This is a genomic window from Streptomyces sp. NPDC014991, from assembly GCF_043080665.1.
In the GTDB taxonomy this organism is placed as follows: domain Bacteria; phylum Actinomycetota; class Actinomycetes; order Streptomycetales; family Streptomycetaceae; genus Streptomyces.
In genome coordinates, this window is sequence record NZ_JBIBVY010000003.1 from 12252 (window position 1) to 26705 (window position 14454).

General features: G+C 74.0%; 16 protein-coding genes. 13 read left to right on the top strand and 3 right to left on the bottom strand.

The genetic code is table 11. The annotated features are described in order from the left end of the window. Positions 1-109: 109 nt before the first annotated feature. Genes rifK through ACF1BE_RS06565 form a run of 4 tightly spaced genes read left to right on the top strand, consistent with a single transcriptional unit; the run spans position 110 to position 3987 of the window. Positions 110-1270: a 3-amino-5-hydroxybenzoate synthase gene (rifK, locus tag ACF1BE_RS06550; RefSeq protein ID WP_392197858.1), complete on the top strand. Its 1161-nt coding sequence runs from the start codon at positions 110-112 to the stop codon at positions 1268-1270. Further along, positions 1267-2361 (top strand): Gfo/Idh/MocA family protein, encoded by a 1095-nt coding sequence (locus ACF1BE_RS06555; RefSeq protein WP_392197859.1) that lies wholly within the window; start codon positions 1267-1269, stop codon positions 2359-2361. Before rifK ends, ACF1BE_RS06555 begins: the two co-directional genes overlap by 4 nt. A gap of 7 nt (positions 2362-2368) precedes the next feature. Further along, positions 2369-3064, top strand: a complete 696-nt coding sequence (locus tag ACF1BE_RS06560; protein WP_392197860.1) for an HAD-IA family hydrolase — start codon at positions 2369-2371, stop codon at positions 3062-3064. Between the two features lie 2 nt (positions 3065-3066). Then, positions 3067-3987 carry an ROK family protein gene (locus ACF1BE_RS06565; protein WP_392197861.1) on the top strand — a complete coding sequence of 307 codons (921 nt, stop codon included), beginning with the start codon at positions 3067-3069 and terminating at the stop codon, positions 3985-3987. Positions 3988-4046: 59 nt separating this feature from the next. Here ACF1BE_RS06565 and ACF1BE_RS06570 read toward each other — a convergent pair whose 3' ends face one another. Beyond that, entirely contained in the window at positions 4047-5654 is a 1608-nt protein-coding gene (locus tag ACF1BE_RS06570; protein WP_392197862.1) for a bifunctional 3-(3-hydroxy-phenyl)propionate/3-hydroxycinnamic acid hydroxylase, read from the bottom strand. 327 nt (positions 5655-5981) lie between these two features. Here ACF1BE_RS06570 and ACF1BE_RS06575 point away from each other — a divergent pair, with 327 nt between their 5' ends. The 5 genes from ACF1BE_RS06575 (at position 5982) to ACF1BE_RS06595 (ending at position 9971) form a co-directional block, all read left to right on the top strand. After that, positions 5982-6755, top strand: coding sequence for a thioesterase II family protein (locus ACF1BE_RS06575; RefSeq protein WP_392197863.1), 774 nt, complete (start codon positions 5982-5984; stop codon positions 6753-6755). Between the two features lie 33 nt (positions 6756-6788). Then, complete coding sequence (locus ACF1BE_RS06580; protein ID WP_392197864.1) at positions 6789-8168, top strand: cation:proton antiporter; 1380 nt, start codon at positions 6789-6791, stop codon at positions 8166-8168. Further along, the gene (locus ACF1BE_RS06585; RefSeq protein WP_392197865.1) at positions 8165-8608 is read left to right on the top strand and encodes a type II 3-dehydroquinate dehydratase; all 444 of its coding nucleotides are present in this window, start codon (positions 8165-8167) and stop codon (positions 8606-8608) included. The genes ACF1BE_RS06580 and ACF1BE_RS06585 overlap by 4 nt, the downstream gene beginning before the upstream one ends. Before the next feature lie 65 nt (positions 8609-8673). Then, positions 8674-9366: an alpha/beta fold hydrolase gene (locus ACF1BE_RS06590; protein ID WP_392197866.1), complete on the top strand. Its 693-nt coding sequence runs from the start codon at positions 8674-8676 to the stop codon at positions 9364-9366. Positions 9367-9386: 20 nt separating this feature from the next. Then, entirely contained in the window at positions 9387-9971 is a 585-nt protein-coding gene (locus ACF1BE_RS06595; RefSeq protein WP_392197867.1) for an SRPBCC domain-containing protein, read from the top strand. Here ACF1BE_RS06595 and ACF1BE_RS06600 read toward each other — a convergent pair. Both ACF1BE_RS06600 and ACF1BE_RS06605 read right to left on the bottom strand, forming a co-directional pair. Beyond that, positions 9955-10764 (bottom strand): restriction endonuclease, encoded by an 810-nt coding sequence (locus ACF1BE_RS06600; RefSeq protein ID WP_392197868.1) that lies wholly within the window; start codon positions 10762-10764, stop codon positions 9955-9957. The genes ACF1BE_RS06595 and ACF1BE_RS06600 overlap by 17 nt on opposite strands. Positions 10765-11047: 283 nt before the next feature. Beyond that, positions 11048-11251, bottom strand: coding sequence for a cold-shock protein (locus ACF1BE_RS06605; RefSeq protein ID WP_121785754.1), 204 nt, complete (start codon positions 11249-11251; stop codon positions 11048-11050). 327 nt (positions 11252-11578) lie between these two features. On the opposite strand from ACF1BE_RS06605, the gene ACF1BE_RS06610 reads away from it, so the two are divergent. From ACF1BE_RS06610 to ACF1BE_RS06625, 4 genes are all read left to right on the top strand, one after another. Then, positions 11579-11773, top strand: a complete 195-nt coding sequence (locus ACF1BE_RS06610; protein WP_392197869.1) for a DUF2795 domain-containing protein — start codon at positions 11579-11581, stop codon at positions 11771-11773. 132 nt (positions 11774-11905) lie between these two features. After that, entirely contained in the window at positions 11906-12802 is an 897-nt protein-coding gene (locus ACF1BE_RS06615; protein WP_392198216.1) for a polysaccharide pyruvyl transferase family protein, read from the top strand. A gap of 270 nt (positions 12803-13072) precedes the next feature. Then, a complete protein-coding gene (locus tag ACF1BE_RS06620; protein ID WP_392197870.1) occupies positions 13073-13243 on the top strand; it encodes a hypothetical protein in 171 nt (56 codons plus the stop codon). Positions 13244-13263: 20 nt separating this feature from the next. Further along, on the top strand, positions 13264-14409 hold the full coding sequence (locus ACF1BE_RS06625) for a Vms1/Ankzf1 family peptidyl-tRNA hydrolase (protein WP_392197871.1): 1146 nt from the start codon (positions 13264-13266) through the stop codon (positions 14407-14409). Positions 14410-14454: the final 45 nt, after the last annotated feature.

The window sequence follows — 14454 nt, forward strand, 5'->3', positions numbered from 1 at the left end:
CTAGGCTGGGAACGGCCAGCACCGCGCGAACCGTCCGGACCCGCTCTCCGCCCCTCGCCTCGCCCGCTCACCTCCCACCAGCCCGCTCCCGACGGAGATTTGGAGAACCATGAACGCGCGACCGGCACCCCAGTTCCCCAACTGGCCCCAGTACGACGACGACGAGCGGACCGGACTGATCCGCGCCCTGGAACAGGGCCAGTGGTGGCGCATGGGCGGAGAGGAAGTCAACTCCTTCGAGCGCGAGTTCGCCGACTTCCACGGCTCCCCGCACGCCCTCGCCGTCACCAACGGCACCCACGCCCTCGAACTCGCCCTCCAGTGTCTGGGTGTCGGGCCGGGCACCGAGGTCGTCGTGCCGGCCTTCACCTTCATCTCCTCCTCGCAGGCCGCCCAGCGGATCGGCGCGGTCGCCGTCCCCGTCGACGTCGACCCGGACACGTACAACATCGACGTCGCCGCGGTGGCCGCCGCGATCACCCCGCGCACCCGGGCGATCATGCCCGTGCACATGGCCGGCCTGGTCGCCGACATGGACGCCCTCGGCAAGCTCTCCGACGACACCGGCGTCCCGATCCTCCAGGACGCCGCCCACGCCCAGGGCGCGCGCTGGCAGGGCAAGCGGATCGGCGAACTCGGCTCGGTCGCCGCGTTCTCCTTCCAGAACGGCAAGCTGATGACCGCCGGCGAGGGCGGCGCCGTCCTGTTCCCCGAGAGCGACCTGTACGAGGCGGCGTTCCTGCGGCACAGCTGCGGCCGGCCGCGCACCGACCGCCGCTACATGCACCAGGTCGCCGGCACCAACATGCGGCTCAACGAGTTCTCCGCCTCCGTGCTCCGCGCCCAGCTGCGCCGCCTGCCCGCCCAGACCGAACTGCGCGACGAGCGCTGGGCGTTGCTGTCCCGGCTGCTCGGCGCCGTCGACGGCGTCGTACCGCAGGGCAGCGATGTCCGCGCCGACCAGAACACGCACTACATGGCGATGTTCCGGATCCCCGGGATCTCCGAGGAGGACCGCAACGCCCTCGTCGACCGGCTGGTGGACGCCGGGCTGCCCGCCTTCGCCGCGTTCCGCGCCGTCTACCGCACCGACGCCTTCTGGGAGACCGGCGCCCCCGACGAGAGCGTCGAGCAGATCGCCGAACGCTGCCCGCACACCGAGGCCATCAGCAGCGACTGCGTCTGGCTGCACCACCGGGTGCTCCTCGCCGACGAACCCGACCTGGAGATCACGGCCGAGATCGTCGCGGACGCCGTGGCCGCCGTATGAGCGTGCGGGCGGCCGTGGTGGGGCTCGGCTGGGCGGGGCGTGAGCTGTGGCTGCCCCGGCTGCGGTCCCACCCGGACTTCGAGCTGGTCGCCGTGGCCGACCCCGACCCGGCCGCGCGGGCGGCCGTAGGCGCGGTGACGGGCACGCCCGCCCACGCGGACCCGGACGCGCTGGACGCCCGGTCCGTCGACCTCGCCGTCGTCGCCGTACCCAACCACCTGCACACCACGGTCGCCGCCGGCCTGCTCCGCCGGGGCGTGTCCGTCTTCCTGGAGAAGCCGGTGTGCCTGTCCGGCGCCGAGGCGGACGTCCTGGCCGCGGCCGAGCGCGACGGCGGCACCCTGCTGGCCGGCAGCGCCGCCCGGCACCGCGCCGACGTACGCGAACTGGCCGGGCTCCTGCCCCGACTGGGGCGGATCCGGCACGTCGACCTGGCCTGGGTGCGGGCCCGTGGCGTGCCGCGCGCGGGCGGCTGGTTCACCCGGCGCAGCGAGGCCGGCGGCGGCGCCCTCGTCGACCTCGGCTGGCATCTCGTGGACACCCTGACCGCCCTGCTCGGCCCGTCCCCGGTCCGCCAGGCCGTCGGCGCCACCTCGGACGACTTCCTGAACACCGACGAGTGGTCCGCCGCCTGGCGCCGCGAACAGCCCGTCACCGCCCCCACCGGTGACGTCGAGGACACCGCCCGCGGACTCCTGCTCCGCGAGGACGGCATCTCCGTGTCCCTGCACGCGAGCTGGGCCTCGCACGAGGCGCGGGACCTCACCCTCGTCCGCGTCGAGGGCAGCGCCGGCACCGCCGAACTGCGCTGCACCTTCGGCTTCAGCCCCAACCGGCAGCCCGAGTCCGTCCTGACCCTCACCCGTGAGGGCACCAGCCGCCGGCTGCCGGTGCCCGCCGAACCCGTCGGCGCCGAGTACGCCCGGCAGTTGGACGGCGTTCCGGCCCTCCTCGCCGACCCGGCCGGCCGGGGCCGGGCCATCGCCGAGGCACGGACCACCGTACGGCTCGTGGAGCGGCTCTACGCCTCCGCTCGGGCCGGCCGCGACGGGCCGAGCGAGCCCGTGTACCAGCAGACCACGAGCAGATGAGGACCCCATGACACTGCCCTCGACCGACCGGCCCGTCGCGACGCCCGGCCTCCTCACGGCAACCCGGACCGCGGTCGTCTTCGACCTCGACGGGGTGATCGTGGACAGCTTCGCGGTCATGCGGGAGGCGTTCGCGGTCGCCTACGCGGAGACCGTCGGCGACGGCCCGGCCCCGTTCGAGGAGTATGTGCGCCACCAGGGACGCTACTTCCCCGACATCATGCGGATCATGGGGCTGCCCCCCGAGATGGAGGAGCCCTTCGTCCGCGAGAGCTACCGGCTCGCCCACCGCGTCGAGGTCTTCGACGGCGTCGTCGAACTCCTGCTCACCCTGCGGGTACGCGGCCTGCGGCTGGCCGTGGCCACCGGCAAGAGCGGCGAACGCGCCCGCTCCCTCCTCGACGGCCTCGGCCTGCTGCCGTTCTTCGCGCACGTCATCGGCTCCGACGAGGTGGCCAGGCCCAAGCCCGCACCCGACATCGTGCTGCGCGCTCTGGAACTGCTGGACGTGCCGCCCGAGCAGGCCATCATGGTCGGTGACGCGCCCACCGACCTGGCCAGCGCCCGCGACGCCGGTGTCGCCTCGGCCGCCGCCCTGTGGGTCGGCCCCGACGAGGCGGAGCTGCTCGCCGCCGGGCCCGACGCGGTCCTGCGCCGCCCCCTCGACCTGCTCGCCCTCTGCCCCGCCGTGCCGGGCGACTGACCGTGCCCGCTCCCCGGGACCAGCGGCCCGGCGCCGGCCCGGCGCCGGGCCGTCTCGGCGTCGACATCGGCGGCACCAAGGTCGCCTTCCGGGCCGAGACCGGTGACGGCCGCGTCGAGGAGTCCACGTTCACCTGGGGCCCGCACCGCGACGCCGACCGCGACCTGGCGGAACTCGCCGCACACCTGGAGGAGTCGCCCGCCCTCTCGGACGCACGGGCCGTCGGCGTGGCCCTGCCGGCCACCGTCGGCCCCGGCGAACGGATCACCGCCTGGCCCGGCCGGCCGGCCTGGACCGGCCTCGCCGTGGGCGCGGCGCTGCGGGAGCTGTTCCCCGGGGCGGCCGTCGCCTGGGCGGACGACGGTGACCTCGGCGCCCTCGCCGAAGCGGACGCCGCCGGCTGCCCCGACCTGCTCTACGTCGGCGTCGGTACCGGAGTCGGCGGCGGACTCGTGCTCGACGGCACCCTGTGCCCCGGGCCCGGCCGCGGCTCCTTCGAGATCGGCCACCTCGTCGTCGACCAGGACGGCCCCGAGTGCGTGTGCGGCCGCCGGGGCTGCCTCCAGGCCACCGCCTCCGGACCGGCCACCCTCGCCCACGCCGCCCGGCTGCGCGGCACGCCCGTCACCTTCGACGCACTGCGGGACGGGCTGCGCGACCACCTGCCCTGGGCCGAGGCCGCCCTGGACCGGACGGCCCGCGCCCTCGCCACGGCCGTCGCCGGTGTCGGTGAACTCCTCCATCCCGAACGCGCCCTGCTCGGCGGCGGCTTCGCCGCGGGCATCCCCGCCCTGCTCGACACGGTCGCCACCCACCTGACGGCACTCGGCCGTCCCGGCCACCCCACCCCGCCCCTCGCCCCGGCCCGGCTGGGCGGCCTGTCCTCCCTGCGCGGCGCACTGCTCCTCGCCCACCAGCTGTGACCCGCCGCCACTCCCGGGAAGCGGGGCGTCATGCTTCCCCCCCCGCCGGACCGTCTCGTTCAGTTCACGCCAGCCGCGACCGCCGGGGCCGGGGCGGTCAGAGCGGTGCGCAGGTCGTCCACCAGGGCGGCCACTCCCGCCGGGTCGGACGCCGCGCCGAAGACGTGGTAGTCGGGACGGACCAGCAGCGCGGTCGCGCCGTACCGTTCGAGGTAGGCGCGCAGCACACCGTCGGTGTCCACCGCGTCCAGCACACCGCCCGTGCCGTTCGCCGTCCCCTCGTACGAGCCCGTGGCCGGCCACAGCCGTACGACCGGGGCACCGAGGTCCCGCAGGAAGGACAGCCCGTCCGGGCCGAGGCCCGGCTCCGTGCCGGATCGGGTGAGCAGGACGAAACCGCCGCCCACGACACCGTCCAGCGGCTCCCCGCCGGACGGCCGGTGCAGCGGGCCGTGCGGCAGGACCTCACCCGCCGGAGGCACGCGGCTCTCCGCACCGGCGCCCGCCGGGCGGTGCAGCAGGCCGCGGGTGATCGGCCGCGCCGGATCCGGCCGGCCGGGCCCCCGCCCGCGCCGGTTCGCCAGCACCGTCGCGTCGCGCTCCGCGGCGGCCGCCGGGTCCGTCACACAGATCAGCCGCCCCAGCTGCACCGACGCCAGGATGGACTCGCGCACCTGCGTCCGGCGTTCCTCGGTGTAGGAGTCGAGGAGGGACTCCGGGGAGGTCCCGCGCAGCACCAGGTCCAGCCGCCAGGCGAGGTTGACCACGTCCCGTACCCCCGAGCACATCCCCTGCCCCGCGAACGGCGGCATCAGATGCGCCGCGTCCCCGGCCAGCAGCACATGCCCCGCCCGCCAGGAGTCGGCCCACCGTGCCTGGAAGATGTACGTGGTGCTGCGCAGCAGCCGCGCGCTCTCAGGGGTGACGCCGAACGGCGCCAGCAGCCGCCACGCGGTCTCCTCCCGGTTCAGGTCGGCCGCCCGTTCGCCCGGCAGCCGCATGAACTCCCAGCGCCGGTGCCCGGGTCCGCTCCCGACCAGCGTGGTGGGCCGGGCCGGATCGCAGATCTGCACGTTGGTCGGCACGAACTCCCGTGGCTCCCGCAGTTCCACGTCGCACAGCAGCCACTCGTAGGAGAAGCCGAGGTCGGTGACGGACACGCCCATCCGGTCGCGGACGAAGCTGTTGGCGCCGTCGCAGCCGACCACCCACCGTGCCGGGAACGTCTCGGCCGCCCCGTCCTCGTCCTCGGCGGTCACCGTCACCCCGTCCGGAGAGTCGGCGATGTCCACCACCTGCCGGCCGCGCAGCACCGTGATGCCGGGCAGTCGCGCGGCGCGGGCGGCGAGCAGTTCCTCCAGGGCGGGCTGGTGCATGGTGTTGGCGTCGGGCCAGCCGTACGGGCCCCGCGTGGTGAACTCGATGTCCAGCAGCGGCTCTCCGTCCGCCGTGCGCCACTGGTACCCGGTGCCCGGCTCGGTGATCCGGCCCAGCTCCCCGCCGATGCCGGTGCCGGCCAGCAGCCGTGCGGTCTCCCCGTCGAAACTCGTCGCCCGGGGCAGCATGTACGGCCGCCGGCGGCGTTCGAGGACCGTCACCCGCCAGCCGCGCCGGGCCAGCAGCAGGGACAGCACCGAGCCGACGGGCCCGTACCCGACGACGACCACGTCCGTCCCCGGCCCGCCTCCCGGTGACCCGTCGGACGCCGTGGCGCCGTCCGGTGACACGACGGGCCGTGGGGCCTCGCGCGGTGACACATCACGCGGTGACGCTCCGGACGGTGACGCATCGGACATGGGAACCCCCTCGGTGCTGCCTGGCTGACGGGCCTGCTCGGGTGACTCGTGGCGAGCGTACGGGCCCGGCGGCCGGCACCGGCCGGAATCCGCCGCGGGCTATCAGGTTGAGGGATACCGGCCCCGGCCCGCCCCGGCCTACGCTGCCGAACGTCCCGCCCGGACGCTGGTCCCCGACGTGAAAGCGAGCCCTTCGGCATGCCTGGAGCAACCGCACAGTTCGAGAAGTGGGTCAGCGTCTTCCGCCCCTCGCCGGACAGCGCGGTACGCCTCGTCTGCCTGCCGCACGCCGGCGGCTCGGCGAGCTTCTTCTTCCCGGTCGCCACGGCCCTCGCCCCCGCGGTGGAGGTCCTGGCCGTGCAGTACCCGGGCCGGCAGACGCGCCGGCAGGAACCCGGCATCGACAACATCCCCGAGTACGCCGACCAGATCTTCGCGGCGCTGCGCCACCTGGACGACCGGCCGCTCGCCCTGTTCGGGCACAGCATGGGCGCGGTGCTCGCCTACGAGGTGGCCCTGCGGATGCGGGACGCCGGACTGCCCTCCCCGGTACGGCTGTTCGCCTCCGGCCGGCGCGCCCCCTCCCGCTACCGCGACGAGCACGTGCACGAGGCCACCGACGAGCGGGTGCTGGCGGAACTGCGCGCCCTCAGCGGGCCGAACCAGGCGATCCTGGCCGACCCCGAGGTGCTGGCGATGTTCCTCCCGGCGATCCGCAGCGACTACACCGCGATCGAACGCTACCGGCACGAACCGGGCCGGCTGCTCGACTGCCCGGTGACCGTCCTCACCGGCGACAGCGACCCCAGGACGACGCTCGACGAGGCGCGCGCCTGGGAGGAGCACACCACCGGGCCGACCGACCTGCGGGTCTTCTCCGGCGGTCACTTCTTCCACGTCGAGCGGAGCGAGGAGGTCCTGGCGCTGCTGACCCGCAGCCTGAGCGGACAGGGTGCCGACACCGCTCACTGATCCCCATCGCCCCTGCCGACGAGGGACAAACCCGTGACGCTCGCCAACCCGGTGCCCACGATGGCCCCGCACTCACTCCTGGTCTTCCTCCTCCAACTCGCCTTCCTGCTGCTGTTCGCGTTCGTCCTGGGCCGGCTCGCCGAACGCCTGCGCATGCCGGCGGTCGTGGGCGAGCTGTGCGCCGGCATGCTCCTCGGCCCGTCCGTGCTGCACCATCTGCTGCCCGGCTTCTCCGACTGGCTGCTGCCCCACCAGCCCGAGCAGATGCACCTGCTGGACGCGACCGGACAGCTCGGTGTGCTGCTCCTCGTCGGAGTCACCGGCGCCGAACTGAACTTCGGCCTGGTCCGCAAGCGCGGGGCCACCGCCGTCCGGGTCAGCGTCGCCGGACTGCTGCTGCCGCTCGGACTGGGCATCGCCACCGGCTTCGCGCTGCGCGGCGTCCTCATGCCGGCCGGCGTCGACTCCACGGTCTTCGCGTTCTTCCTCGGCGTGGCGATGTGCGTCACCGCCATCCCGGTGATCGCCAAGACGCTCCTCGACATGAAACTGCTGCACCGAGACATCGGCCAGCTGATCCTGTCCGCCGGCGTCGTGGACGACATCGTCGGCTGGTTCCTGCTGTCCGTGGTCTCCGCGATGGCCACCGCCGGACTGACCGCGGGCGTCGTGACGACCTCCGTGCTCCAGCCGGTCGCCGTCGTACTGTTCGCCGTGCTGATCGGCCGGCCGCTCGTGGGAGCCGCGCTGCGCCGGGCGGGGCGCGCAGAGGGCCCCGGGCCCACCGTCATGACGGTCGTGATCCTGGTCGTCCTCGGCGCCGCGGCCACCCAGGCCATGAAGCTGGAGGCGATCTTCGGCGCCTTCGTGTGCGGCGTGCTGGTCGGCACCAGCAAGGACCTGGACCGGGAGAAACTGGAACCGCTGAAGACCACCGTGCTGGCCTTCCTCGCCCCGCTGTTCTTCGCCACCGCCGGGCTGCGGATGGACCTCACCGGCCTGCGCCACCCGGACGTCCTCGCCGCCGCCTGCGCCGTACTCGCCGTCGCCGTCCTCGGCAAGTTCTCCGGCGCCTTCCTCGGCGCCCGGTTCAGCCGCCTCAACCGCTGGGAGGCGCTCGCTCTCGGGGCCGGCATGAACGCCCGCGGCGTGGTCGAGGTCGTCGTGGCGATGACCGGGCTGCGCCTGGGCGTCCTGGACACCGACTCGTACACCATCATCGTCCTCGTCGCGATCGTGACCTCGGTGATGGCGCCGCCCATCCTCCGGGTCGCCATGGACCGCGCCGAGAAGCTCGCCGAGGCCCGACTCGCCCGCGCGGACCAGGACGCGGACGGACCCCGTCCCCCGCACGACTCCCGCCGGCCCGACGTGCCCAACAGCGACGCGCCCAACAGTGAGGTGACCCCATGAGCACCCTGCTCCTGCTGAACGGACCCAACCTGGGCATCCTGGGCCGGCGCGAACCCGAGATCTACGGCACCGACACCCTCGCCGACATCGAGAAGGCCGTCGCCGCGGAGGTGAGCGGCGCGGGCTGGGAGGTGCTCTCCCTCCAGCACGACTCGGAGGGCGACCTGGTCCGCGACATCCACCGGCACCACTCCGACACCGTCGGCGCCATCGTCAACCCCGGTGCGCTGATGATCGCCGGCTGGAGCCTGCGCGACGCGCTCGCCGCCTACCCGCGGCCCTGGATCGAGGTCCACCTCAGCAACGTGTGGGCGCGCGAACGGTTCCGGCACGAGTCCGTGATCGCCCCGCTGGCCTCCGGCGTCGTGGCCGGCCTGGGCCCGATGGGCTACCGGCTGGCCGCGGCCGCGCTGCTGGAACTGGTCGGGGAAGAGCGCTGACGACCACGGGCCGGCCCCCGCCGCGCCCGCACCTCACCGCCACCGCCCGTCGAAAGGACCCGCTCATGAAGCTCGCACTGCACGAGGCCGGCGACGGAGACCGGACGGCGCTGCTCGTCCACGGAGTGATGTCGTCGGCGGCCACCTGGCGCCGGGTGGCCCCGCTGCTCACCGCCCGTGGTTACCGCGTGATCATGCCCGACCTGCGCGGCCACGGCGACAGCCCGCACGCCGACGAGTACACGCCCGAGCTGCTCGCGGCCGACCTGGTCGAGTCCGTCCCGGCGGGCGTCGACCTCGCCCTCGCCCACTCGTTCGGCGCGCCCGTGCTCGCCCTCGCGGTGCCCGGCCTGCGCCCGGCCCGCGTCGTCTACAGCGACCCCGCGTGGCGGCTCGGCGCCCGGTCGGTGGACGAGGTGCGGGAGTTCGCGCAGGCCACCAAGTCGGCCACCGCCGAGAGCATCCGTCAGCTGTGCCCGCGCTGGCTGCCCGAGGACATCGAGGCCGAACTGACCGGCTATGCCCGCTGGGACGTCCGTGCCATCGAGTGGCTCCGGAGCGACCGGGACCTGATCCCGGCGCGCGCCGAGGTGCCCTCACTCGTCCAGGGCGCCGGCGACCACCACCTCGTACCGGACGAGATGGCCGAGCGGCTCCGCGAGCGCGGCTTCGAGGTGGTGTACGTGCCGGACACCGGTCACTGCATCCACCGGGACGACGTCGACGGCTTCCTCAAGTCGTTGGAGGGCTGGCTCTGACGGCCTGTTACATTGCTCCCATGGATGCTGCCGGTCAGGTCACACAGGCGGGAACGGGTTCTTCCTCCGCCGGTGACACACCACCACCCGCGTTACACGGCTCGTTCTCCCTCGACCTGGACTTCACGGTGGCGCGGGCCGAGGTCTTCCGGGGCTTCGCCGACCCGTCCGTGCGGCGGCGCTGGTTCCGCCTCCCCGGCCGTTCCTCCACCGCCGAGCACGAGCTGGACTTCCGGGTAGGCGGCGGCGAGAGCGCCCGGAACGTCTTCGTCAACGGCGACACCGAGGAACACCTCGCCTACCGCTCGCGGTTCCTGGACATCGTGCCGGACTCCCGCATCCTGTACGTCTACGAGGCCGAGGTCGACGGCCGCCGCCGCTGGGTCTCCCTCGTCACCGTCGAACTGGCCGACGACGCCGCCGGGTCCCGCCTGACCTGGACCGAGCAGTTCAGCTGGCTCGTCCCCACCGGCGACGGCACCCAGGACATCGCCCATCTGCGCGGCGGCACCCGGCTCCAGCTGAACGGGCTGTCCGCCGCGGTGAATCCCGACCGTCACCGCGGCCTGCGCAGGGCCACGACCTCGGTCAGCGGGGACCGCTGACCTCCACGAGCATCCACGGCGCCGGACCGGTGCCGTCGCTCCAGGCGTCCAGGGCCGCACGGTTCAGGCACAGTATCCCGCACTGCTCGGCGTACTCGACGGCCGGCGCCGTGAAGTCGCTGGTGGTGACGAGGACCGCGACATCGGCCTCGTGCACGGTGTAACAGGTACCGCCGAAGCGTTGAAGATCCTGCGAGCCGACACGGTTGGCATCGCCGTACCGCTTGCACTGGACGACCAGCCGCCGTCCGTCCGGTGCCAGGGCCAGTACGTCGGCGCCCAGGTCGCCGGCGCCGCCGACCACTTCCACGGCCGTACAGCCGTCCCGTTCGCACAGCGCGGCCACGGCCTGCTCGAACTCGTCGGCGTCGAGGCCGCCGTAGTCGACGGTGCCGGGGGCGTCCGGGGCCGCGGGGGAGGAGAGGCCGTGGTCCGCCGCCTCGGCCTGCCGGGGTACGAACACGGCCGGGACCTCGGGCGCGGGTGCCCGCAGCTCCTCCAGTGCCGTGTGTGCCGCCTCCTCCAGCGCGACGGCGGCCCGCTGAGCGGTCCGTGCGGGGGACAGCCGGCGCCGCCGGCGGCGCAGCGCCAGTACGGCGGACACGGCCGGCACGCAGAGGACGGCCACCCAGACGGGACGCCGCTCGGCGGCCGAGGCCGCTGTCCGGGCGGCGAAACCCAGCACGCACAGGGCGAGGGCGAGCACCGCGAAGAACAGGGCGGTCGCGCGCAGATCGAACGGCCGGCGAGCCCCGCCGGTGGGTCGGCTCAGGCGACGTACGGGCATGGTCACGGTGGTGACGCCCCTCTCTCCCGGCGGGATACGAAGATCACCAAGGACGTGTGCCCGCGATCCGCCGGTTCATCAACACCCTGCGCACATGAGCCCGTCAGCCCGTCAGCCCGTCGGCATCCGGGAGGCGCGACCGCCTCGTCACGGCACGCACGACCGCTTCGCCCGTGGCATGCGAGACCGGTCGGGCGGCGGGCCGCTCGACCGGTCTCGTGCCCCGCTCCGGGGGCGTCACCTGCATGCGCGAGGGGTGGGCCGGCAGCGCCGTGCCCAGCCGGCCGCGTCAGACCGGACGGATGTTCTCCGCCTGGGGACCCTTCTGGCCCTGGGTGACGTCGAACTCCACCTTCTGGCCCTCCTGAAGCTCGCGGTAACCCTGGGTGGCGATGTTCGAGTAGTGGGCGAAGACGTCGGGGCCGCCACCGTCCTGCTCGATGAAGCCGAAGCCCTTTTCGCTGTTGAACCACTTGACCGTGCCGCTGGCCATCACTATCTCCTTCGAGCGAACCGGGCCCGCTTTCTCGGGCCCCGGCAGGAGCCGCCCTGGTTCGTAAAGACGCTGAACAGCAAGAACGCCCGTGGTTTGCGATCACGGGCGAACGGGACTTCGGAACCACGACTGCTGTATTCCGACGCTACACCCGCGCCCCGCCCGCCGCCAGCGCAAAGCGCCGACGCGCGCGTTGGCGGACCGGACTGCCCCCTTCCGGGCCGACGTGCGGAGACCGACCCCCTGTGCACACGATGCACCTGTCGGCGGCCCGGCACGACGGAAGCCGAAGTCGAACACCCTCAGGACAGCAAGGAGACCACCATGGCGAGCATCAGCCCGATCGACCTCCAGAAGGCGCTGAAGGGCGCCAAGTACCCCGCCAGCCGGGACGACCTCGTCACGCTGGCCAAGGACAACGGTGCGGACGACACCCTCGTCGAGAAGCTGTCCGACGCCCCGACGGACCAGTTCGACGGTCCGAACGACGTCCAGAAAGCCGTGTTCGACAACGAGTAGCCCGCGCGGCCGTCCGGCCGGACGGGTCATGTCGCCCGCCTCGGCGATTGTCCTCCGCCCCGCCGGGAACCCGCCCGCACTGTGCGCGGACAACTGCCGGGAGCACGCCCGGACACACGCCGGAAACTGTTGCTGACCGGATGGTTCAGCTTCCTGCACGGCGAGGCCACCGCCGGGGACGTGCTGGCCCTGGACCGGGTCCGGGACGTACTGGCGCGCGCGGGCGTCGCTCATGACGTCGCCTGGAGCCCCGGCTTCCGTCCCGGGGCCCTCCATCTGGAGGACGTGCGCCCCGAGGACTACTCCCACCTCGTGTTCGTGTGCGGCCCGCTGCACGGCCGGCAGATCGAGCAACTCCACCGGCGGTTCGCGCACTGCGTGCGGATCGCCGTCGGGACGTCCGTCATCGCCCCGGACACTCCCGCCGTGACCGGCTTCCACCGGGTACTGGCCCGGGACGCCGGGAACGCCGAGCCCGGCCGGGATCTGGCGGCCCGGGCCCCCGCCCTCCGGCCGCGGCCGGTCGTCGGCGTCGTGCTCACCCACGGCCAGCACGAGTACGGGCGGCAGCGGCGGCACGGCCAGGTCGCCGACCAGGTCACCCGCTGGCTCGCGGCCAAGGACTGCGCCCGGCTGGAGATCGACACCCGGCTCGACATCCACGACTGGCGTCTGTGCGCGACGCCCGCCCAGCTGGAGGCCGTGCTCACCCGGCTGGACCTCGTCGTCACCGACCGCCTGCACGGACTGGTCCTCGCGCTGCGCGCGGGCGTACCGGCACTGGCCGTCGACCCGGTCACGGGCGGGGCCAAGGTCACCGCGCAGGCACGGGCCTGCGAATGGCCGGCCCTGGTGCCCGCGGAACGGCTGGACGAGCCCCGGCTGGAACGCTGGTGGCACTGGTGCCTGACCTCCGGGCGGGTGACCGCCGGGCAGATCGCCGCCGAGTTCCGCGAGGGCGTCGTCAGGGACGGCGCCGACCGCCTCCTGGAGGCGTTGCGGGCCCCTGTCGCCGACCGGGCCGGTTAGCCGGGCCACCGGCCGGTGGCCCGTGCGGCCCGGCCGTTTGCCCCGGGCCCCGCAGGGGACCCGGCCGGCACGGGAGGGGACCAACGTGTGATTCCGCCCCGCATCCGTGAGGCGCACCCGGCCGCGCCGGCCTGCGCCGTGCGCGCTCCCCGCACCACGGGACCGTGCGGCCAAGACCCCCGTCAGTTCGGCACAAACAGGTGTTTACGCGGCGCAAGCGAGGCAAGTCGGTCCCGTGTCGTCGTACAGAAGTACAGAGTTGGAGTCGCCATGACCGTTCCCGAGGAGAACCGGCCGAAGACCGAGTCGACCGACGAGGTCCTCAAGGACACGGACGCCACGGACGCCACCGACCAGCCCGCCGCGGGCGCGACGGGCCGGACGGTCGAGGAAGCACTCGAGGAGGCGGGGATCAGCCCCGACGACTTCGAGGAGAAGTGAGCGCCGACGGAGGAGGAAGCGTGCATGTGTCTTTCCTGCAACCGCTCTTCGACCGCCCCGGACCGTACGCCACCGTCTACTTCGGGCCCGCCCACACCGACGAGTCCGGCGCCAAGCAGCACGAGCTGTCCGTACGCGAGGCCTGCCGGTCGCTGGAGGGGGAAGGCGCGGACGCGGCGACCACGGAAGCCGTACGCGACGCCCTCGTGCGGATCGGGCCCGCGGAAGACCCCGCCGGCCGGGTGGTCTTCGCGACCGGGGGCGAGGTGGTGCTCAGCCACCGGCTCTCCCGCGCGCCGCAGCGGCCCCTCGCCTACTGGGCCCCGCTGCCCCGCCTGACGCCCCTGCTGGAACTCTCCGGTCAGGACCCGGTCTGCCTCGTGGCCTACATCGATCGCACCGGGGCCGACTTCGAACTGCGCGGCGCGACCGGCCCGCAGGACGCCGGGCAGGTCGAGGGCCGGCCGCATCCCGTGCACCGCACGGCCTCGGCCGACTGGTCCGAACGGCACTTCCAGCTCAAGGTCGAGAACACGTGGGACCACAACGCCGGCGAGATCGCCGAAGCGCTGAGCACCGCGTACGAGGAATCCGGTGCCGACCTGGTCGTGCTGGCCGGCGACCCCCGCGAGCGGCCGGCCGTCCACCACAAGCTGCCCGATGCGGTCCGGCAGGTCACCGTGGAGACCGAGCACGGCGGTCGCGCCGCGGGCTCCTCCTCGCCCGTCCTGGAAGAGGCCATCGAGGAGGCCAGGCGGCAGTACACGCATCGGCGCGTCGAGGAGGCGCTCGACCGCTTCCGCGCCGGACGCGTGGGCACCGACCGGCCCACGGACGCGGTGGAAGGCGTCCCCGCGCTCGTGGAGGCGGCCCGTGAGCATCGCATCGACACGCTGATGGTCCGCCCCGACGGGCCGGAACTCGGCCGCGAGACGTGGGTGGGCGCCCAGCCCGACCAGGTGGCGATGCGCCGGAGCGACGCCCGGACCCTGGGCGAGAGCGATCCGACCCCGGTCCGCGCCGACGACGCGCTGCTGCGCGCCGCCGCCGCCACGGCCGCCGATGTGCTGATCATCCCTCCCGAGGACGACGGGGGCGGCTCGGACATCCCGACGGGAGGCCTGGGCGCCCTGCTGCGCTGGACGTACGAGCCGGCCCCGGCGTGAGGCGGCACGGACACGAGGGGCTCGGCCACCGGCCGACACGGTGAC